The sequence below is a fragment of the Eoetvoesiella caeni genome (assembly GCF_003315175.1).
In the GTDB taxonomy this organism is placed as follows: Bacteria; Pseudomonadota; Gammaproteobacteria; order Burkholderiales; family Burkholderiaceae_B; genus Eoetvoesia; species Eoetvoesia caeni.
This window is the reverse complement of the sequence record NZ_QNRQ01000011.1, coordinates 1-20,035: the sequence shown is the minus strand read 5'-3', so window position 1 is coordinate 20,035 and position 20,035 is coordinate 1. Positions and strand designations below refer to the sequence as shown.

Sequence of the window (20,035 nt, the reverse complement as noted above, 5' to 3'; positions counted from 1 at the left end):
ACCACCTCAGAGGAAATCGACACTGCCCAGGAACACCTGGCCCCGGCGTTCGCAGCACGCATAGGGCCGCCACAGCGCCCATGCGTAGTCGCCTTGCTGCGCCTGGGTAAGGAAGCCGCTGCGCGGGAAGACCGTGCAGGACGACGACAGGACGGGCGTGAGTTCTTGCCACTTGCCGGTCGAGGCATCACCCTCCATCAGTGCGCCGGCAGGCCAGTAGCCGTCGCGGGAGTTGGCAAGCAACGGCTGATAGACGTGGATCTGCCCCCGGCGAGTGACCACATCGCCCGCACGCTGGGCCACCACTGCGCCGGCCTTGAAGTCGTCGGTCTGGTGCAGGAAGCCGCCACGGGGATACACGTTGCCCCACAGGTTCATCGTGGTGCGTGCGCCGACCTCGCGCCGGCCCGGAATCAGCGCTTCCGGGTAGGCCATCTCGGGCACGTTGTAGCGCCAGGCCAGCGTATCAAGGGTGCTGAGCAAGTACGGCATGAACGCCGTGCCCGCGCCCTCACAGAAGTAGCCCGACGACGAGACGAACTGGTTGAACACCTCGGCGCCGGGGTGGCCGATGACATCCGCGTTCTTGAATTTGGCGAGGGTGTTTTCGTGATCCTCGTTCGTGGTTCCATCGCCGCCCGCTTGGGCGGACGGGTTGGGCGTGCTCATCGCCCGGACTTCGACCCAGGGGTTTTCGCCAGTATTCGAGTACGACGACACCACCGCGTCGGGAACGTAGTGGCGGACTTTGGTGGACGTGCGCACGGTGCAGCCCGTCCATGTGCAGTAGAGCCAGTAGCAGATGCCGACGACCCGGTATTCGAGGCAGTCGGGTGACGCTACCGAGCCGACGATGGTGGCGGTGTTGAGGGCGTAGCTGCCGGTGGCGCTGAGCAGCAGCACGGACGCCACGCCCGCGCGCAGGCGGCGCATCAGGTCGAATGCTCGGGTCATGGCTGGTGCCTCCGGTGCTGCTCGATGCGCGCGACGGCGCGGGCCACGTCCAACTCGCCATAGACCACGTAGCGCTGGTCCACCACGACGGCCGGAATGCTGGTGATGCCCAGGCTCCATGCGTCTGTGACGCCTTGGTATGCGGAAGCGATGCGGCGCTGGAGGTCGGCGCCGCCGCTGGAGAGCCGGCGCTTGACGATGGCCGTCGCCTGTTCGGGATCGGTGGGCAGTTCCGCTGAAAGGTCCGCTTCAATCCGGTGGGCTTCGTCCAGCTCGATCAGCCGCTCGCCACCCATGGTCTTGACCGGGTGGCGGCTGTCGGTGACGACCACCACGTCGGCGGCGAAGGTGGCCGGGCTGAAAACGGCCAGGGCTGCCGGCAGCGCTACGGCCAGACCGAGGGTTCGCCAGCCCGGCGCGAACCTGGAAAGAGATGCTGGCATGTCCCATGCCCTTGAAGTTGATCAGAGCAGTAGTCAAACGCGAAGCCGATGCGGCCCCAACAAACAATGCGCATCGCGCACTGCCCGCATACCTGCTTGTCTCGCGCCCATGAAAAAGCGGAGGCCGAAGCCTCCGCGTGGATCAGGGAGCCGATGCCGTCGCTACAGCAGGCCGGATTCCGAGAACGAGTACGACGTGCCCTGGCCGACGATGAGGTGATCCAGCACCCTCACGTCGATCAGCGACAACGCGGCCTTCAGCGTTTGGGTCAACGCGCGATCCGCGCTCGACGGTTCCGTGCAGCCTGAAGGGTGTTGGTGCGAAAAAATGACCGCAGCAGCGTTCAGCTCCAGGGCACGCTGCACGATCGGCCGCGCATGCACCGTGGTCGAATGGACCGTGCCCTTGAACATCGGCTCATAGGCCAGCACCTCGTGCATGCTGTTGAGAAACACGATGGCGAAGATTTCGTTGGGCTCGGCGGCCAGTTTCAGGCGCAGGTAGTCCTTGACGGCGGCAGGCCTTTCCAGGGATGGCCCCTTCTTGAAGACCCGCTGCTCCAGCAGCGCGATGGCTTGCCGGATGATCCAGTCATCGGATTGGGACGCGGGGGCAAAACGTGGCTCCACGCAGGAGTCATTGACGACGAGAGACATGGCAAACCTCCAGAATTTGAATGGAGGACGCCACCCTGGGAGGGCAAGCCCTCCTGGGGATGGAAACAGCAGAACTAGGTGCATCCACCACCGCGCAGCGGTGATTGTTCGCAGCCAGGATGCGAAAGCGAACGGGTCGCGGTCAGCGCGGCGAGCCGCGCCGTAGCCTCCAAGACCGAGGGCTACCTGGGCATGTCGCCGACAACGTCGGCAGGCATTGCGGATGTGGGGGGGGCGGGTGACGCCGCCGCGTCGCTGGCCATGTCCCCGGCCGCCAGCATGTCCATGGCCGAGAGCAAGGCATCACCCTCGATCGGCCCCTGCAGCAGAATGGCCTGGCCCGTCTGGCGATCGAGCAGTCGCAGCGACGGCGTGGCGGTCACGCCGCTCTTGGTGGCTTCCGCGGCCTGGGCGCGGACGGCCACGTTGGGCCGCTCGCTCGCCATGCACTGTTCGATGGCTGACGTTGTTTCGGGGTAACGCAAGCCATCGGGCAGGCCCTGGCCGTCGCTGCGCGTGTGGGCATAGACCCATTCGACCGCCTGCCAGAACGCTGCATGCCCGCCCGCTTCGGCGGCGCATTCGGCCAGACCTGCCTCGGCCGACGCGGCCGGCTCGTGCGCGGCCAGCGGCTGGTGATGCCATTGCAGTGCGACGTCGGTGTTGTTGCCGACCCACCGCTTGAGCTGCGGGAAGTACTCCCGGCAGAACGGGCATTCCAGGTCGGCATAGAGCGTCAGCGTGAAGCGGCCTTCCGGGTTGCCCATCTGCCAAGGTGGCCCAGCGACCTGCGCCGTGCTGACCGGCGCGGGCGACGGTGCTGAGGATTCGCCGGGCGTGCGGGACACCAGCCAGGTCAGCAGTAGCGCGACCAGCGCAGCAGCCAATACCCACGGCCAGCGGAGCCGCCGATTGCGACGGCGGACCGCCTGGACCTGCATCGGAATGGAAGGACGTTTCTGTTCCATGGCGTTCTCCGGTTTACGACAGCTCCAGGGCCGGCGACTCGATGCCGCGTGCCTGGTCGATCTTCTCGGCCACCTTGAAAGCCGCTTCCAATTCGGTGCAGCCGTATTGCTGCATGAGCTGGTAGCGTTCGGCCTTCTCCTCGGGTTCTGTCTGCGCGAGGGCGAGGTACAGGCTCGGTGGCACGGCGCGGAACAGCACTTCCATGCTCTTGGAGAGGATGACGCCTTCGGTGAACTTGCCGGCCTCCTTGCGGGCCGAGAGCATCAGCGCCTTCTGCGCTGGGCTCAGTTCGCGGAACCGCGCGATCTTCTCCACTTCATCGGGGGGCATGCTGAGGCAGATCCACCACTCGATCATGTTGAGCATGGGCTCTGCGGCACGCGGCAGGTCGTCGATATTTTGTGTAGCCAGCCAGTACCAGGCCCCCAGCTTGCGCCACATTTTTGTAATTTTCACGGTATAGGGCGCGAGCAGCGGGTTCTTGGTGATCACGTGGCCTTCGTCTGTGACATTGATGATCGGACGGCCCAGATACTGGTCACGTTCTGCGATGTTGTTGACGGTGCTGATCAGCGAGATGTAGGCGATCGAGAGTTGCGCGTTGTAGCCCTCGCGTGCGTATGTCGCCAGATCGACCAGCGTGATGTCGGCCTCGGGCCATGGGGTGCCGTCGCGATCGAACATCTCGCCGTCAGTGCCTTGGCAGAACATCTCCATCGCGTCCGCCATCTCCAGCAGCCGCACGCGCCGCATCTCTGGCAGCGTCGGGTCCTGGCCACGGGTGCGCAGCGCGTTGCGCACGTCGCGCGTGAGCACCGTGCGCTTCTCGCTACCACCTCCACCGTAGCAGTGCTCGGCGGCGTCGAGGATGCACTGGCGGATCAGCGAGCGATCGGCCCGCGTCATCCGGGCTTCTTCCTTGTCTTCGCCGCCCGTGATCATCAGACGCGCCGTGATCTCCAATTCGCCCAGCACGTCGCGCTGCTCGTCCGCCTCCATGGCCGAGGCATCCGGTGGCAGGTCTTCGTCCAGCGCGTCGGCGTCGAGGGTCTGCACGTCGCTCGGCGTTTCGATCAGCCGGCGCGCATCCGCGAACGGTGCCAGGCTGATGCCCGAGCCTGGGGCCAACTTGACCCGGTTCACCGTCAGGCCCAGGCGCTTGGCGAAATCGCTGAACAGGCCGAAGCTGTTGCCGGCCTCGACGATGAACAGCCGCGGCCGATAGATGGCCGTGACCTGGTTCAAGAGGTTATTGAGCGTGGCGCTCTTGCCGGAGCCGGTGGGACCGAACAGGAACAGATGAGCGTTCATCTGCCGGTCCAACCTGTTCAACGGGTCAAACGTAATCGGGCCGCCACCACGGTTGAACATCGTGATGCCAGGGTGTCCCGTACCCTGGGCGCGGCCCCACACCGGCGACAGGTTCGCCGCGTGCTGGGCGAACATCAGTTGGGTGTACCACCTGCGCCGATCCTTGCCGGGGTTGTAACAGCACGGCAGCCACCGCAAGTAGCTGTTGAGCGGTGCCACCTCGTCGTCCTCGCGCACCGGCTGCAAGCCGGCGTTGAGCATGACGTTCGCCAGATCCAGGCCGCGCCGGTCCAGTTCCGCTTCGTCGCGCCCACGCAGGTAGAACGCCAGCGTTCCCCGGTAGAGCTTGTGCGCGCTGCCGATCAGCGAGCGCGCCTCCTGCACGTCCTTGAGCGTCTGCTCCGACGCCAACGTCTCGCCCACCGCCTTCTTCGCCAGGTGGTTCAAGTCCGCTTCCAGGACATCCTGCGGCGTGGCGACCATCGTGAGACACATCAAGGTGTCTTCCGGCATCTGGTCGAACAGCGTGTTGATGGCATCCCCTTTGCGGGTCTCGCCTGTCAGGTGCCCCGTGCCGGGCGGCATGCGCAGGCGATCGGTGATCAGCACCCGGTGCGGCATGCCGTCGAAATACCAGGTGCCGTGCGCCACGTCGGAGCGCGGCTGGCCGAAGAACAGCCGCTGGCTGAAATCCCGCCCACTCGCCAGTTCGATCTCGCCGTCCTCGGTCTCGTCGGGATAGCGGGCCAGCGCATAGAAACGCTCGCGGTCTTCGGCTCCAGGTCCGAGCAGCGTAGGACGCGGATTGAACCACCGCAGCAGCCAGTCGTGGACGTCGGCTGCGACCATGCGCCGTGCCTGGATGCCGGCGTTCGCCAAGCCGCCGCACAGGCGGTCGCATACGATGTTCAGCATCTGCTCGGGCGTCTGGCCGCGGCGGCTCGCCGGCCCGGTGGCACGGCGATAGATCACCATGCGCACCCGCCGCGTCTGGCCGCGCCAGCGCAGCCGTGTGACCACCGTGTCCTCGAACAACCCGCCCGGCTTGGCCACCGCGCGCAGGTGGTGGCTGAAGAAGCGCAGGTAGAACTCGGTGAACTCGGTATCGCGGGCGCGCGGCTGCACATAGTCGCGCAGGGTCTGCATGTACTGGTCGAAGCTGGGCTCGTCCTGGGCGTAGAGCTGTAGCACCCAGGGGTTTTCGTCCAGTTCATCGAACGAGTCCTGGAGCGCGTTCTCCAAGGCATCACGGGCATGCGCGAGCCAGCCGGGTTCCCGGCCCTCGGTGCCCAGCGGCACCAGCTCGTAGAAGGCAGCGACCGACTGCCCATCCTCCAGCAGCATGGACTTCGACTGCGGCAGGAACTCCACCCAAGGCAGCAGTTCCGCGAACGACGGCGCGACGTCGTACAGCGCCTGCTCGTCGGCTACCGTCGCCGGCCTGCGGCCCTGGACCGCCGCGCCGGGTTCGGGGATGCCGGCTTGGTGCAAGGCCTGGACATGGCGCTGCCAGCCGTCCGGCTTCTCTTCGTCGCCGATGTCGGATGCGGCCAGCTTCGGCCAGGGAAGTTTCCAGCGCATCAGTAGTCCTCCACGCGCTCGCCCGGCATGGCGTACTGCACGCGCTGGTAAAGCGGGAAAACCGTCGTGTAGCCCGGCACAGGTACAGGGTCCGAGCCCGCCAAGTGCGGATACACGTACATGACGAGATCGGGATTCGGAAGCCGGTGGAACTGGCGATAGACCTCGTTGCGCGCGGTGCGCGTGTAACGCATCTGCTCGGCGGGCGCGGTCTGCACGTCGGCCTCGGTCAGCGGCCGGCGCAGACTCTGGCGCGCGTCGAGCAACTGCCGGCGCGCGACCTGGCCGGTGCCACTGCTGCCGCCCCCCGTTTCCTGCTGCCAGATGTCCATCATGGTGCGGTCGCTATGGGTCAGCAGTTCTTCCTTGCTGGTGGCGCAGCCGCCGAGCACGGCGATGGCGAGGGTCAGCGCCAGGCCCTTAATCGAGTTCGAGCGCATGGCTTTCTCCTGCACGGTGATCGACGCGCCGGCCTTCGGGGTCGTGATCGATGGCCAGCGGTTTTTCGAGGTGGACGGCGACCTTGGCGCCGGGCTGCACATAGACGGCGGCGAAGGCCTGGCCGTAGAGCTTGTTGACCCAGGCCGACATGTCCCGGACGCCGCCTGCGAGGATCTGGCCGACTGCTTCCTGGCCACTGATGCCCACGGTGCCGATGGCGCCGTCCGAGCCGACGTAGGACATGCGGCCGCTGTCGCTTTCGATGAGCGAGGCCACGCCCGCGCCGGCGGCCGTGATCAGGGCCTGCGAGCCGAGGTATTGCTGGGCGTTGCTGCGCCGCTCGCCGCTGACGCAGGGGATGCCGTGCGGGTCGCTGATCCAGCCCAGGCCGTCGCGTTGCTGGTTGTTCTGCTGATTGCCGTCGCGGTCTTCGGGGATGGTGCGGATCGTGCCGTCGTGGAAGACGAAGGTGATGCTGCGCACCTGACCGCGCACGCACGAGAGCGTCCAGTCACCCGAAGCGGTGCCGGAGAACACCGCGCCGGCCACGTCGGGAATGTCGATGCCATTGGCCGTGAGGTTGTCCGGCCCGACCAGTACCTTGAAGGGGTACGGATCGTTCACTGTCCCGTCGATCGGCACGCGCCCAATCAGCGCCGTCATCGCCACGGAGCCCATCAGCGTCGAGTTGGTTGGCACGGTATAGACCGGCTTGGCGCTCTTGACGCCTGCCGCACGTGCGCCGGCGTTCGCCACGGTTTCCGCAGTCGTTTCCAGTGTGCTTTGCGCTGGGCCGAAGCTCGTCGGGAAGCTCATGCCGCTGCCCGTGCCACGACTGCCGTTGCGGCCCTCGGTCTTCTTCGCGTCGTCCGGTTCGACCCAGCGCATGCCGCCTTCCATGCCGGCCTCGTCGCCGTCGCGCAGCCCCAGGCCCACCGGCAGATCAGCGTGGCCGCCGCCGCGCCCACCGATGCTGTCCAGGCGCCGCTGCAGGTCGGCGAGCAGCCCTTCGGTCTGCTGGCGAGCGCTGGCCGCCTGTTCCTGGTCGCGGCGCAGGTTGGAACGCTCGGATTCGAGGGCCGAATTGATGCGCTGATCGATGGAGTTTTCGCGCTGGCGCAACCGCTGGTTTTCCTCGCGCTGCGACTTGTTGTCGGTCAGCGCGGTCTGAAGCTCGGTGCGCAACTGCTTCACCTGCGCGACGAGCGTTGCCACGGTATCGCGCGGGGTATCGCCTTCGATGCCCAACGCCTTCATTTCCTCGGGCGTCAGCTTGGAGCCGGCATCTGGGGTCGGCGGAGCCGACGTGCTTCCGCCGGAGAACAGCCGGATCGCAACGAACAGCACCAGCAGAGCGACCGGGATCATCAGCCACTTGAGCAAGCCGTTACTGCGCATGGCGGGCCTCCTTGCCGTCGTCGGCTTGCGCTTCCGGCTGTGGCAGGTGCGCAGCCGGGTCGAAGCGGTGGATCGCCGGCAGCAGCGATTGCGCGAGGCCGCGCCCGCGCGTCACCAGGTACAGGACGGTCGTGTCCTCGGGCGTACCGCGGGGGCCGAGCGTTTCGTGCTGGAAGGTGGCGGTGAGGAAATCGCCTTGCAGCACGCGCGGGTCGAGCGTGACCCAGCCGCTACTGCTGTTGGTCAGGCGCACGGCGGTGACCCACTGGTCCTCCAGACGCCACGACGCGAGCGCGACCGCGCGCACCGGCAGCGTCGGCATCAGCGTGCCGAGGTCGAGGTCACGGCGCAGGTTCACCCGCATGACGCCAGGCAGCGGCTCCACAGTGCGCAGCGGCGCGTAGAGGTTTTGCGCGGCGAAGCGCGTCAGGACGACCGGAACCGGGGTTTCGCGCCGGGTCGCCCGCGTACCTGCCTGGTCGTGGGCGCGTGCGGGGGCCTCATCGGCACCGCCTGCCTGATCGCCGTAGCGCGCCGGGGTGCTACTACTCTCGACGATACGCACCGGCTCCAGTTCGGCCTCGCCGTCCTTGGGCGGCTCGGCCGCGATGTCGAGCAGGATCAGCGCGCCCGTGTCGGCATCCTGCAGTTGCAGCCGCGTGGGCTCGATCGGTTCGTTGGCGCGCAGGTACACCGCGCCACCCGCGCTCTGCACGCGCAGGCGTTCGCCCACCCCTGCGGGCACGCCCACGCGGACGTTCCGGTCGATGAACACGATGCGCTCCTGGCCCACCTTCAGCGGCACCGCGAGCGGCATGCGTTCCCAGCGCAGGATTTCCACCGCCTGAGCGGGGGCCACGGCGACGGCCAGCAGCCCCAGCAGCGTGAGTACAGGATGCTTCATGGGGTGTTTCCTCCTTGGGGCGCTTGCGGAGACAGGCCGCTAGGCGCCGGGCGCGTCGGCTCCGGTGCGCTGATGCGCTGGGGCGCCCCGTCGTAGCAGTCCAGCGCCAGGCCGAACGGGTTGCGGGCGGGATCGATGTCCACCCGCGTGACCTTCACTGGGTAGCGCACGAGCGCACGCTTGACCTGCTCGGCGCCGTAGTACTCGTCGGCGGTGATGTCGAGCGTCACCACCCAGTCCCGGTCGGAGACCACGCGCACGCGCGCCGTGGGATCGTCGCCGTAGCCACGGCCGGGGATTTCGTAGATACCGCGCACGCGTTGGCGCAGCTCGCCCGTGCTGCGCCGGTAGTCGTAGTCCGCGCGCAGGAAGGCCTGGCAGGACGGGGTGAGGTACGGCGAGAGCGTGTGGAGGTTGCGCGCGTAGTCCTCGTCGCCGTTCGTCGGCCAGCGGTTGAGCGTCTGGAACACGTAGAACGTGAACGCATAGACCGATTCGGGCGGCACTTCCCACCACTTTCGGGTACTGCCGGAGCGCAGGTCAGGCGGGACGTGGATGGTCAGGTCGCGCGGCGCGCTCCACCAGCCGCCGCCCATGACCAGGGCGACGATGACCAGCGCACCAGCCCCCAGGCGAAGCGTCTTGATGTGCGCCTGCAGGTGGGTGATCTCGTTCTTGAAGCGGCTCATCGTGCCCCCCTTGCAACAGACCTTCGGGTGGACCAGAAGCCGGAGCGCGAGATCAGCACGTGGCCGCCCACCCACCCCGCCATCAGCGGATGGCGCGTGGCTATGCGCCATTGCAGTTGCCGGTACAGCCAGGTATCGGGACGCCCGCGCTTGAGCCGGCGCAGGATGCCGCCGCCGATGAAGACGCCCAGGGCCACGCCCAGGACGACGAACGTCGGCGCGATGGCGATCGTGCGGAACACCCAGGACAGTGGCGCGCCGACCAGCAGTCCGGCGGCGCCGGACAGGCCGCAGCAGATCCACAGCTCGTCGGCGGTGAGGCCGCGCACGACTACGGGGTGGCGGTTGAGCCGGTGCGGAAGGAACGTGACGGTCCCGTCCGCACGGACGTGCTGCTGCTCGGACATACCGGCCTCGCCTTACAGGATGCCGGTGGCTTCGGTGAGCAGCCAGATGCCGATCACCAGCAGCACGGCACCGATCGCGACCGTGAGGCCGAACTGGCCCCACGTCTTGCGGCCGGTGTGGATTTCCGCGTAGGTGCCGTAGGCGTGGTAGCAGACGCCGATGAACATCGACGCAACGACCAGAAGCGCCACGAGCATGATGATGTCGTAGCCGTAATTCCTGATCGTTTCCATGATGCCGTTGCCGGTGCCGCGGGTCGGGTTTTCCAACTGCGGCAAGCCTTGCGCGAACGACAGCGCGGGCAGCGCGGCGGCGCCCAGTGCCACAGCGGCGCGCTGGGCAAGACGGGAATGGAGGATGCGGTTTTGCATGGTCGTGCCTTTCAGGTCAGGAGAGGAGGAAGAAGCTCAGGACGAGGTACATCGCGACGAAGCGGATGCAGACGCCGAGGAACTGGCGCTGGTTGAGGCGGCTCTCGGACCACCCCACGTAGGCCGTTCGGATGGCCCAGACGCCCCACACGAGCAGGACCGCGAACACGACGCCGACCAGGACGGTCGCCATCGCCGAAGGCGCGATGCCGCTGTTGGCTTGAAATGCCGAGACCTGGGCGCCGTTCATTGCTTGGCTTCCGTAGTCGTCGGCGATGGCGAAGCGGACCGCTCGGTGCGGTAGTCGCCGGCCAGTTCGGAGGGGTCGCGCGGCTGGGCACGCGACGGTGTGAGATGGGCCTGGATGCCGGCGCGCACGCGCGCCAAGTCAGCCAGCAGCCGCGGATAATCGAAGTGGTAGCGCTCGCCCGGCTGGATGGGGGCATGCGCGACGCTGTCGGCGACGGTGCGCTCCAGGGCGTCGAGCTGGCGCAGCGCGGCGACCAGCTCCTGGCGCTGTGCGGGGGACTCGGCCAACGCCATCGGGGACTGACCCAGCAGCAGGGCCGTCACGAGAAAAGTGGGCACGCCGCGATGCGCGGCGCGCTGCCAGATCGGAGCCAACATCGCGCCATTCCTGTGTGATCAGCAATGGCCAGATCCTGGAGATCAGCGGTGTTTTAGGCCGCAAACAATCCGAACTGGCTCGTTCCCCTATTGAAGCGGAGGCGAATGACGGCGGCCGAACGGCCGAGATCGGCGCCCCGTTTCGTTTATTGCGCTTTTCGTTTATTTCGACTAAGATGTGGCTCGCAACCCGTTTTCGCCCAGGAGATACCCATGACCGTTACTGCCCAATCCAAGATGACTCTGCCCGCCGAGGGTGAGGTGAAGGCAGCCGTGCAGGGGCAACGCGCCTTGGCTGCCTATCTAGCGACGCAGTTTGAAACTCAGCACATCCAGATTTTCGATGACCAGAAGCAGGCGCACCAAGTCGAGCTGCCGACCTCGGCTTTGCGTTTGTTGGTGGACATCTTGGCCGAACTGGCCGATGGCAATGCTGTGAAGGTGGTGCCTGTCCATGCGGAGCTGACAACACAGGAGGCCGCGGACCTGCTCAACGTGTCCCGTCCGCATTTCGTCAAGCTGCTCGAAGATGGGGTGTTGGCGTTTCATCGGACTGGCAAGCACCGCCGGGTGAGGTTTGCCGACCTGATGCAGTACAAGGAGGCGCGTGAGCGCGCCAGCGAGCAGGCGATGGCTGAACTCACCCAGCAGTCGCAAGAATTGGGAATGGGGTACGAATGAGGCATTCCCCCTTCACGGCCGTCTATGACGCATGCGTTCTATATCCCGCGCCGCTGCGGGACTTCTTGATGTGGCTGGGGCTGTCCGGTCGGTTCCGAGCGCGCTGGAGCCAAACCATTCACGAGGAGTGGAAACGCAACCTGCTGATCAATCGGCCCGATCTCACCAAGGCGCAAGTCGACCGAACGTCTGACCTGATGGATCGTGCCATCCCCGATGGATTGGTAGAAGGGTACGAATCGCTCGCGGCCGGTCTGACCTTGCCCGATCCGGACGACCGCCACGTGCTGGCCGCCGCCATTCGCTGTGGGGCGAGTGTGATCGTGACATTCAACCAGCGAGATTTCCCGAATGAGCTGCTGGCGCCCTACGGCGTCGAATCGCAGCACCCGGATGAGTTCGTGGACAACTTGCTGGATCTGGATGCGGCTGCAGTCGTCTCGGCCGCACAGCGCCAGCGCGCCCAACTTAGGAACCCGACGATCGACGTCGATCGCTATCTCGATATCTTGCTGCGCCAAGGCCTGGTCCAGACCACCAAGGTACTTGCCGGCTACCGCACCATCCTCTGACCTGTTGAGACACACGGATGACCAAGAATCCCCCGACGGATGTATCCCTGCCGAAAGGCATCCACCGAAGCTGGAAGCTGCCGGACGCCTCGCTGGGCGCGCTGTGGGATTCAATCGTGATGGACGAGGCGCGCAAGAAGCAACTGCTCTCTCAGGCGATCGTCAACTTCACGGTACGACCCAAGGTGGAGCGCACGGTGTTGCCGCTGCATGGTGTGATTCTGCTGGTGGGACCACCGGGAACGGGAAAGACATCATTGGCGCGCGGCCTGGCGCACCGCGTGGCGGAATCGTTCCCTTCGGGGAAGTTTCGTTTGCTTGAAGTCGATCCTCATACGCTGACCAGTTCTGCGATGGGAAAGACACAGCGCGCAGTGGCGGAACTCTTCTCGCAATCTATCGCCGAAGCTGCCGCGGTGGGGCCTACCATCGTGCTGCTCGACGAAGTTGAGACTCTTGCAGCGGACCGATCGAAGCTCAGCCTGGAGGCCAATCCCGTCGACGTCCATCGTGCGACAGACGCGGTGCTGGTTCAGTTGGACATCCTTGCCGAGCAACACCCGCATCTGTTGTTCGTGGCCACCAGTAATTTCCCGCAAGCGGTCGACAGCGCCTTCATGTCTCGTTGCGACATGGTGATGGAGGTGCCGTTGCCGGGCAAAGAGGCATGCAAACAGATACTCATTGAGTGTTTGAAGGGGCTGGCCAAGACCTTTCCGCACATCGGCAAAATTGCCTCGGGGGCCCAGTTCGACGCTTGCGTCGGCGAATGCGTGGGGCTGGACGGCCGCGCCATCCGAAAGGTGGTAGCAAACGCGCTTGCCGCAGATCCCCAAGTGGCAATCGATCCCAACAAGTTGTCGATCGATCATCTGCGCAGTGCGATCGGCCAAGCCAAGCAAGCGCGTCTTCAAGGAGGAAAGCAACGATGACCACTGTCGTCAGTCGAACGTTCCGAAGCAGCCCGCATCGCGATGCGCTGCAAACCTGGGACGCTATTGTTGAGCTGCTCACACAGGGTAAAGAGAGTGCCGCTCGCACGGAACTCAAAGCGGTAGCAGGAGTAGCGGCCAGCCTGATCACCGATCAGGCGCCCAAGGGTGCGCCCATCGTGGCGACCTGTGACGGGCCACGAACCCGCATCTACTGCCTTTTCGACGAGGATGCCATCGATGGCAGCGATGCCAGCGAAGACGCGCTGGGTTTCGAGCCGCTGAAGGGCGACTGGGCGGTGTCTCTGCCGTGCCCAAAGGACGAACTCACCTGGGTTCAGGCGTCTCTGAAAAAGCACAGCACACGCATCACTGCGAGGGACATGACCCAGGGCATTGCCACCGACGAACGGTCCGCCAGTGCACAGGCGCTTTCGCTCGACCTTGGAGGGTTCCTCAAGTCATGAGTACCGTCGCCACCTACTCGTACACGCATTCGGTCACGTATGTGACGGACAACATCCTCAAGAGCCTCAAGGACATCATCCGGCTCAGTGGTCTGGATCCCGAGTTCTTCGCCGATCGATGGGAGAGCAACACGCGCGCGATCAAGACCTGGCTCGGAACTGGCGATCTGCGAAAAGTCATCCTGGAGGTCTACGACCCAGCGACAGACAAGCTAGTCACTCGATGGGACATTGACATCGTGTACGGCTGGTCGGATGGAGACGGCAGCTTCTGGACGGATACCGAACAATTGAAATACGCGATCAAGAAGGCTGGACTGCTGCCTTCGCAGGCCAAGTACAAGCTCTTGCTCGACACGAAGCCAGAACGTCCAGATGTGGACGGCTGGAGCAAGGGTAGCTACCGGTCAACAGATGGGATGGTCAAGCAGAGCCTCGGCTCGACCGTCGAACACAGTGGCCTGGCGGGGCAGGCCGGATATTGGAGGCAGCGCTGATGCTATCGATCGATGAAGCTTTCCGGAAGTTCAAATCGCGCCTTGAACTCAACGAGCGCGAACAGAAGAACGCCTCGCAGCGCCAGAATGAAGTGCGGGACTACCTGCAGACCAAGTTCGGGATTGCCCGCAGCTTCTTGACTGGCTCCTATGCGCGGTACACAAAGACCAAGCCTCTGAAAGACATTGACATCTTCTTCGTGCTGAAGGATTCGGAGAAGCACTATCACGGCAAGGCCGCGTCTGTCGTGCTGGATGACTTTCATGCGGCGTTGGTAGAAAAGTATGGTGCCGCTGCCGTCCGCAAGCAGGCGCGTTCGATCAACGTTGACTTCGGCGTGCACATCGACGCTGAAGACAATACTGATTACCGCGTGGTCAGTGTGGATGCCGTGCCGGCATTCGACACGGGAAGCGAATACGAGATCCCCGACTCGGCTTCCGGAAAATGGATCAAGACGGATCCTGAAATCCACAAGGAGCAAGCAACGGCGGCGCATCAGGCCTACGGGAACGAGTGGAAGGGTCTCGTGCGCATGGTGAAGTACTGGAACAACAATCCCAAGCACGGTACTGACAAGCCGGTAAAGCCATCTTTCCTCATTGAGGTCATGGCGCTGGAATGCCTCTACGGTGGCTGGGGAGGCTCGTTTGATCGCGAGATCCAGTCGTTCTTCGCCACGCTCGCAGACCGCGTCCACGACGAGTGGCTCGATCCTGCAGGTTTGGGTCCGGCGATCAGCAACGACATGGACGCCGCACGCAAGCAGCGAGCGCAGGAATTGCTGGCCCAAGCAAGTCGTGACGCAGCAGTTGCCATCGACCATAGCCGGCGGGGACGTAACCTTGAAGCGCTTCGTGCCTGGCGCACGCTTTTTGGACCGAAGTTTCCATTGTCCTAAGTCCCCGGTTCTCCCACCATCCAATCGAGGTAGAGCATGTCTCAATGGTCGCTTTCCCAACTGCTGTCGTCGTTGCATGACGATATCCAGCAGCGCCTGTCCGTGGTGCGCAAGAGCTTCGCGCATCCGGGCACGAAAGGCGATGCCAGTGAAAACGTCTGGATCAGCATGCTGGACACGTATCTTCCAAAACGATACCAAGCGGCCAAGGCGCACGTGGTGGACAGCTTGGGAAACTTCAGCCAGCAGATCGACGTCGTGGTGTTTGACCGGCAGTACTCGCCGTTCATTTTCACCTACGAGAACGAGACGATCATCCCTGCCGAAAGCGTGTATGCCGTGTTCGAGGCCAAGCAAACCGCTGATGCCGCGTTGGTCGCTTATGCGCAAGAGAAAGTGGCCAGCGTGCGCAGGTTGCACCGCACGAGCCTGCCTATCCCTCATGCCGGTGGAACTTATCCGGCCAAACCGCTCATTCCGATACTTGGCGGCCTGCTCACCTTCGAGAGCGAATGGAGTCCCGCCCTGGGACCCTCGATGGATAAGGCACTGAAAGCCGAGTTGGCCGATGGGCGTCTTGACGTCGGTTGCGTCGCCGCCCATGGACACTTCTTTCACGACCCTGCCAGCGGAAACTACAGCTACATCAACGAAAATAAGCCGGCCACGGCGTTTCTGTTCAAGCTGATTGCCCAGCTCCAGTTCAGTGGAACCGTTCCCATGATCGACGTGGAAGCCTATGGTCAGTGGCTGACGAAGTGACGGCGCGTTCGGTGGGTGTTGGCGGACTGTAATTTATCAAGGCTGAGTGCTTAATCATGGACCACCGTGCGCGCTGAACGACAGCACGCCATGAAGATATAGGCCGCGATCATCAGGCGACTGAGTTGTAGACGGCAGATAACAACACCAAGACGCGACTCAGAGCGTCTGTCTGTGTAGAGGGGGGCTACATGGCAAGCATTCATTCGGAATACCAACGTTTCCTGGTGCACTTGGCGCAGCGGCAGGTGCACGACGACGTGCGCCGACTTGCGCGCGTGGTACTCGACCACCTGCAGCCCCTTGCGGAGGTGGGCGCTGCACGACGCGGGCGATCCACGCGCCTCGCACCACTGGCTGTTGAGCATCTGGCGCAGACGCCCGCCGCATTCGACGGAGAGTTGGGTGACCCCGAAGCCGGGCCGGCCCTCGGGAGATTGCATCAGCTCGACGTCGGGCCGTTTCGGGGCTTCATGCGTCAGGAGACATTCGACCTCAGCCATGACATCACCCTGGTCTACGGTGCGAACGGCACTGGCAAAAGCAGCTTCTGCGAGGCACTGGAAGTCGCGATGCTTGGCTCCATCAGCGAGGCGCAAGTCAAACGGGTGGACCAAAGGATCTACTGCAACAACGTTCGCCTGCGCCGTCATGTCGCGCCTGTCCTATCGTCCCGGGTGGAAGACCAGCCCCAGGCTGTCCAGCCAGATGAAGCCGAATACCGCTTCTGCTTCATCGAGAAGAACCGCCTTGACGACTTTGCCCGCATCGCCGCGCGGACGCCGGGCGACCAGCGGCAACTGATCGCAACCCTGTTCGGCGTGGACCAGTTCAGCGAATTCGTGCGGGGCTTCAACCCTTTGCTTGATCAGGACCTGATGCTCGCCGGTGTCCAAGCTGCGCAGCTGGCACAGCGCCGCGTACAGTTGGCGAACTCCGAGCAGACGATCGCCGCCTATCCGCAGAAGATTGCTGCGGTCGAGGCACTGGAGCAGGCCTTGGCGCATCGCATGTGGCCTGGCGCGACCTACCAGGCCTGCGTCGACTGGCTGCTCGGCACACCGCAGCAACAAGGGCGGCTGCCGTACGTCCAGGCACAACTGGACGCCAACCCGCCTGCCATTTATGAAGTGACGCAGGCCCGTCTGCAGGCGTTGCTGGCAGAGGCTTATCGGATCCAGGGACTGTGGCGGGCGTCCTCCGGGCAGCTTGCCGCCCGCGCCGGCGAGGTGTCATACGCGAAGCTCTACGAGGCCGTGTTGGCGCTGGCGGACGGGGCGACGGCTTGCCCCGCCTGTGGAACTGCACTGGCCGCTGTGGCGCAGGATCCGTTCGCGAAGGCACGCGCGGGCCTGGAGCAGCTTGCTCAACTGGCTGCCCTCCAACAGCAGGAGACCGGACATCGCACGCAGTTGAGCGAGGCGGTCCGAGTTCTGTGGGAGGAGATGCGCCGCGTGGTGACGGCGGGTGCCGTTGCCTGTCCGGCCGAATCACAGGGTGCTGGCCTGCCGCTGCTGCCTCCCACTGCGGCCGGCAATTGGCTTGGTGCCTGGGTCGATGGAGATCGGCGTGCCTGGAACGCTCTGCTGCGGATCGCCGAGATCATTGAAGGGGTCGACGCGCAGGCGCGGGAAGTGCATGCCCAGCGCGGCGCATTGGCACAGGAGCGAGATGGCCTACAGCAGCACCAGTTGGAGGTCGAACGACTGCGCACCATGCGGGGGGCGGCCGATCAGGATCTGGCCACTGCCCGCCAGACCGTCGCCCAGTTCGACGAGGCGAACCGCGAACTGATCGAGGCCGTTGCTGCGGAAGTGGCGGTGGTGGCGCACCACCAGCGGGTCAAGATTGCCTACGACGGCTTTTTGCCCGAGATTCAGGCCTACCTTGCCGCACTTCCAGGTGTGCTGCTCCAAGGGCTGGGAGAACAAGCGCGCCAGCTCTACAACGCATTCAACCGGGCCGATCCGCCCGGCGATCTGCTGCACGCGCTGTGGCTGCCAGTGGCCGAGAACGGCAAGATCGAGGTGGAGTTCGCTGGGGAGCCGGGTGTCCGTTACGACGCGCTGATCGTGTTCAGCGAGGGGCACATCAAGTGCCTCGGCCTAGCGATACTGCTCGCCAAAAATATCGCGCAGGGTTGTCCCGTCGTCATCTTTGATGACGTCGTCAATGCGATCGACGATGACCACCGCGACGGCATTTGGCGCACCTTCTTCGAGGATGGCCTGCTCGACGGTAAGCAGGTCATCCTCACCTCGCACGCCGAGGAATTCCTGCATCGCATCCAGCAGGAGCTGGGCGCCCGGCGCGCTGGCGCCATCAAGCGCTACAAGTTCCTTCCTCACCAAGGGGAGCACGAGCTTCGCGTCGACGGTGATCCGCCCACGAAGAATTATGTCCTGCTGGCGCAGCAGGCGTTGGCGGCCGATGAGAAGCGCGAGGCGCTGCGGCAGGCCCGGCCTGCGTTGGAGAGCCTGACGGACCGTCTCTGGACATGGCTGGGACGTCGCGCCGATGGTCGAATCGAGATCAAGCTGGGTGGTCCTCGTTCACCCTGGGAGCTGAACAACAAGTGCGCCAAGTTGCGATCAGCGGTTGATCGGATCGCGGCGCAGCACCCCGGCGCGCCGCAGGCGGTTGCAGCCCTCGTTGCCTTGCTCAACGTCAGCGGCACAAGCATCGAGTGGGGTTACCTCAACAGCGGCGTGCACGATTCGCAGCGTGATCATGAATTCGACCGAACCACCGTTCGGGTCGTTGTTGAAGCGGTCGCAGCCCTGGATGCCGCGCTGGATGTCTTGCAGAGACGCTGAATGCCTAGAGGTACTTCTTGAAGCTGCCTGCGGTCAGGCTCACGGCCAGTCCCAGCAAGGCGGCGCTGGGCAGCAGGATCAGCAGTGGATGCACCGAGATCGGCAGGGCCAGATACGTGACCCACGGCAGCACGGCCAGCGGCATCAGGCTCGCCTTTGCGCGGTGGTAGATGAAGCCGGATTCCCGGCCTGCGCCGAACCTGCGCACGTCTCGCCGCACAAGACCGTCGATCAGGCCGACGAACGCCGCGGTGAAGATCAGCGGCAACGTGAGCACCAGCACCAGCAGGCGCACCAGGAACGTGAGCGTGGTGAAGGCAGCGGCGATCAGGTAGCTTTCAGTCCAGACATAGACTTGGCTGATGTAGTAGCGGAAGTTGCGCGTCTGTCCATGGCTGGGCGTGCGGGCGCGTTCGGCGGTCTGGCCCATGCGCTCCAGCAGCCCGGAACGCACGAACACCCATTCGTAGCCGGTGTCCACCAGCTCGTGCGCCGTGCGCCCCGGCTCCTGCACGACCACGCTGCGCGTGAAGTGGCTGGACAGGTGCCCCAGTTCGTACTGCAACATCTGCTGCGAGTGCCGCCAGCCCTGGTCCTTCCAGAACAGGTGCATGCCGACGCACTCCACGACGATCGAGAACAGCAGCGAGCCGATCAGCACCCCGAGCAGCCGGAACGGCAAGGTGATGGTGCCGACGATCAGTCCCTGACGCTGGTTCTGCTCCCGTTGCGCAGTCGAGGCGGCGTCCTTCATGGCGAGGCCTCGTTGCCGGTGCCATCGCCGGTGGCGGTGGCCACCGCGGGAGGTTCGGCCGGAGCGGCGTCATCCAGCAGGTCGTCGGGCAGGCCCGTGTCCTGCAAGGCCGGGGAGCTGGTGAACTCCCACCACTGCGTCGCTTCGCTGTAGCTCTGGCGCATGTACCCGGCCAGTTGCTGCAAGTCTGCCGGCATCACTTCGTCCGGGTCCGGCGCCGGCAGCGGCATGCGCACTTTCCAAAGCTGACCGCCCTGCAGCAGCGCGAAGCACTGGCCTTTGGGCAGGCCGACGACATGCGACGGCTCGATCATCGGTACGCTGGACATGCTGATGCGGTCCTGCGTGTTGCTCGTGAAATCCGTCGCCCCGCGAATGTCCGAGCTGTCGGTCGCGCCGCTGACGATGGTGGTCGTATAGACCTCGACCTTCGGCAATTGCCGGGTCAGCAGTTCAGCGGTCGCGGTCTCGCGTACACGCAGCATGAACAGATTGTTGAAGTTGCCAATGACCTGACCGGCCTTCGCGCGGTTGCCGATGCGGGCCTCGATGTCCGAGAGGGTCTGCGTGTAAGCGGTGACTTGCAGCCCGGCGCCGCCGCCCTTGTTGATCAACGGCACGAATTCGGCACCCATGAGTTCATTGAACTCGTCGGCGTGGACGTTGATCGGCACGCGCGCTCCGGCCGAAGCGTCTGGCAGGCCATCGTCGATCCCGTGCTTGTAGATATGGCCTGCGACCGAAACCAGATCGGAGAACATGGAGTTACCCACCGCGGCAGCGACCTCGGCGTCGGAGAGCGCGTCCAGCCCCACATAGACGATGGCCCTCTTACGGATGATCTGCATCCAGTCGAAGATCGGGCGCGGGTCCGCCAGGTCGGAGTAGTTCGGGGCCAG

Annotated in this window: 23 protein-coding genes; 8 read left to right on the top strand and 15 right to left on the bottom strand. The window is 64.7% G+C overall.

The genetic code is table 11. The features are described 5' to 3' along the window. Nucleotides 1-6: 6 nt before the first annotated feature. The 13 genes from DFR37_RS16975 to DFR37_RS16915 form a co-directional block, all read right to left on the bottom strand. Nucleotides 7-954: a TIGR03756 family integrating conjugative element protein gene (locus tag DFR37_RS16975; protein ID WP_113934426.1), complete on the bottom strand. Its 948-nt coding sequence runs from the start codon at nt 952-954 to the stop codon at nt 7-9. After that, nucleotides 951-1,397, bottom strand: a complete 447-nt coding sequence (locus DFR37_RS16970; protein ID WP_113934425.1) for a TIGR03757 family integrating conjugative element protein — start codon at nt 1,395-1,397, stop codon at nt 951-953. Before DFR37_RS16970 ends, DFR37_RS16975 begins: the two co-directional genes overlap by 4 nt. A gap of 162 nt (nt 1,398-1,559) precedes the next feature. Further along, nucleotides 1,560-2,054, bottom strand: a complete 495-nt coding sequence (locus DFR37_RS16965) for a JAB domain-containing protein (protein ID WP_113934424.1) — start codon at nt 2,052-2,054, stop codon at nt 1,560-1,562. A gap of 182 nt (nt 2,055-2,236) precedes the next feature. Continuing rightward, complete coding sequence (locus DFR37_RS16960; RefSeq protein WP_113934423.1) at nt 2,237-3,022, bottom strand: DsbA family protein; 786 nt, start codon at nt 3,020-3,022, stop codon at nt 2,237-2,239. 13 nt (nt 3,023-3,035) lie between these two features. After that, nucleotides 3,036-5,915: a conjugative transfer ATPase gene (locus DFR37_RS16955; RefSeq protein ID WP_113934422.1), complete on the bottom strand. Its 2,880-nt coding sequence runs from the start codon at nt 5,913-5,915 to the stop codon at nt 3,036-3,038. Next, on the bottom strand, nt 5,915-6,355 hold the full coding sequence (locus DFR37_RS16950; protein WP_113934421.1) for a TIGR03751 family conjugal transfer lipoprotein: 441 nt from the start codon (nt 6,353-6,355) through the stop codon (nt 5,915-5,917). The genes DFR37_RS16955 and DFR37_RS16950 overlap by 1 nt, the downstream gene beginning before the upstream one ends. Then, nucleotides 6,336-7,754: a TIGR03752 family integrating conjugative element protein gene (locus tag DFR37_RS16945; protein WP_113934420.1), complete on the bottom strand. Its 1,419-nt coding sequence runs from the start codon at nt 7,752-7,754 to the stop codon at nt 6,336-6,338. The genes DFR37_RS16950 and DFR37_RS16945 overlap by 20 nt, the downstream gene beginning before the upstream one ends. Beyond that, nucleotides 7,744-8,658, bottom strand: a complete 915-nt coding sequence (locus DFR37_RS16940) for a TIGR03749 family integrating conjugative element protein (protein WP_113934419.1) — start codon at nt 8,656-8,658, stop codon at nt 7,744-7,746. Before DFR37_RS16940 ends, DFR37_RS16945 begins: the two co-directional genes overlap by 11 nt. Further along, nucleotides 8,655-9,347, bottom strand: a complete 693-nt coding sequence (locus DFR37_RS16935; protein ID WP_113934418.1) for a PFL_4703 family integrating conjugative element protein — start codon at nt 9,345-9,347, stop codon at nt 8,655-8,657. The genes DFR37_RS16940 and DFR37_RS16935 overlap by 4 nt, the downstream gene beginning before the upstream one ends. After that, a complete protein-coding gene (locus DFR37_RS16930) occupies nt 9,344-9,754 on the bottom strand; it encodes a TIGR03750 family conjugal transfer protein (RefSeq protein WP_003821108.1) in 411 nt (136 codons plus the stop codon). Before DFR37_RS16930 ends, DFR37_RS16935 begins: the two co-directional genes overlap by 4 nt. 12 nt (nt 9,755-9,766) lie before the next feature. Continuing rightward, entirely contained in the window at nt 9,767-10,126 is a 360-nt protein-coding gene (locus tag DFR37_RS16925) for a TIGR03745 family integrating conjugative element membrane protein (RefSeq protein ID WP_023095489.1), read from the bottom strand. Nucleotides 10,127-10,142: 16 nt separating this feature from the next. Next, nucleotides 10,143-10,376 carry a TIGR03758 family integrating conjugative element protein gene (locus tag DFR37_RS16920; protein WP_003050225.1) on the bottom strand — a complete coding sequence of 78 codons (234 nt, stop codon included), beginning with the start codon at nt 10,374-10,376 and terminating at the stop codon, nt 10,143-10,145. Further along, the gene (locus DFR37_RS16915; protein WP_113934417.1) at nt 10,373-10,753 is read right to left on the bottom strand and encodes an integrative conjugative element protein, RAQPRD family; all 381 of its coding nucleotides are present in this window, start codon (nt 10,751-10,753) and stop codon (nt 10,373-10,375) included. Before DFR37_RS16915 ends, DFR37_RS16920 begins: the two co-directional genes overlap by 4 nt. A 213-nt stretch (nt 10,754-10,966) precedes the next feature. Here DFR37_RS16915 and DFR37_RS16910 point away from each other — a divergent pair, with 213 nt between their 5' ends. The 8 genes from DFR37_RS16910 to DFR37_RS16875 all read left to right on the top strand — a co-directional run bounded on the left by DFR37_RS16910 (nt 10,967) and on the right by DFR37_RS16875 (nt 18,382). Then, nucleotides 10,967-11,434, top strand: coding sequence for a helix-turn-helix domain-containing protein (locus tag DFR37_RS16910; RefSeq protein WP_043156233.1), 468 nt, complete (start codon nt 10,967-10,969; stop codon nt 11,432-11,434). Beyond that, complete coding sequence (locus DFR37_RS16905; protein WP_113934416.1) at nt 11,431-12,006, top strand: PIN domain-containing protein; 576 nt, start codon at nt 11,431-11,433, stop codon at nt 12,004-12,006. The genes DFR37_RS16910 and DFR37_RS16905 overlap by 4 nt, the downstream gene beginning before the upstream one ends. A 17-nt stretch (nt 12,007-12,023) precedes the next feature. Continuing rightward, complete coding sequence (gene cap6 / locus DFR37_RS16900) at nt 12,024-12,938, top strand: CBASS system CD-NTase-associated protein Cap6 (protein ID WP_021205716.1); 915 nt, start codon at nt 12,024-12,026, stop codon at nt 12,936-12,938. Further along, nucleotides 12,935-13,405, top strand: a complete 471-nt coding sequence (locus DFR37_RS16895; RefSeq protein ID WP_021205715.1) for a hypothetical protein — start codon at nt 12,935-12,937, stop codon at nt 13,403-13,405. The genes cap6 and DFR37_RS16895 overlap by 4 nt, the downstream gene beginning before the upstream one ends. Continuing rightward, entirely contained in the window at nt 13,402-13,902 is a 501-nt protein-coding gene (cap7, locus tag DFR37_RS16890) for a type III CBASS phage resistance system CD-NTase-associated protein Cap7 (protein WP_021205714.1), read from the top strand. Before DFR37_RS16895 ends, cap7 begins: the two co-directional genes overlap by 4 nt. Next, nucleotides 13,902-14,804 (top strand): CBASS oligonucleotide cyclase, encoded by a 903-nt coding sequence (locus DFR37_RS16885; protein ID WP_021205713.1) that lies wholly within the window; start codon nt 13,902-13,904, stop codon nt 14,802-14,804. The genes cap7 and DFR37_RS16885 overlap by 1 nt, the downstream gene beginning before the upstream one ends. Before the next feature lie 36 nt (nt 14,805-14,840). Then, nucleotides 14,841-15,566 (top strand): CBASS effector endonuclease NucC, encoded by a 726-nt coding sequence (nucC, locus tag DFR37_RS16880; RefSeq protein WP_021205712.1) that lies wholly within the window; start codon nt 14,841-14,843, stop codon nt 15,564-15,566. Nucleotides 15,567-15,757: 191 nt separating this feature from the next. Continuing rightward, on the top strand, nt 15,758-18,382 hold the full coding sequence (locus tag DFR37_RS16875; protein WP_021205711.1) for an ATP-binding protein: 2,625 nt from the start codon (nt 15,758-15,760) through the stop codon (nt 18,380-18,382). 4 nt (nt 18,383-18,386) lie between these two features. Here DFR37_RS16875 and DFR37_RS16870 read toward each other — a convergent pair whose 3' ends face one another. Continuing rightward, nucleotides 18,387-19,136, bottom strand: coding sequence for a TIGR03747 family integrating conjugative element membrane protein (locus tag DFR37_RS16870; protein ID WP_113934415.1), 750 nt, complete (start codon nt 19,134-19,136; stop codon nt 18,387-18,389). Next, nucleotides 19,133-20,035: TraM recognition domain-containing protein (locus tag DFR37_RS16865; protein WP_170139945.1), on the bottom strand; the 903-nt coding region annotated here is incomplete at its 5' end. The genes DFR37_RS16865 and DFR37_RS16870, both read right to left, overlap by 4 nt.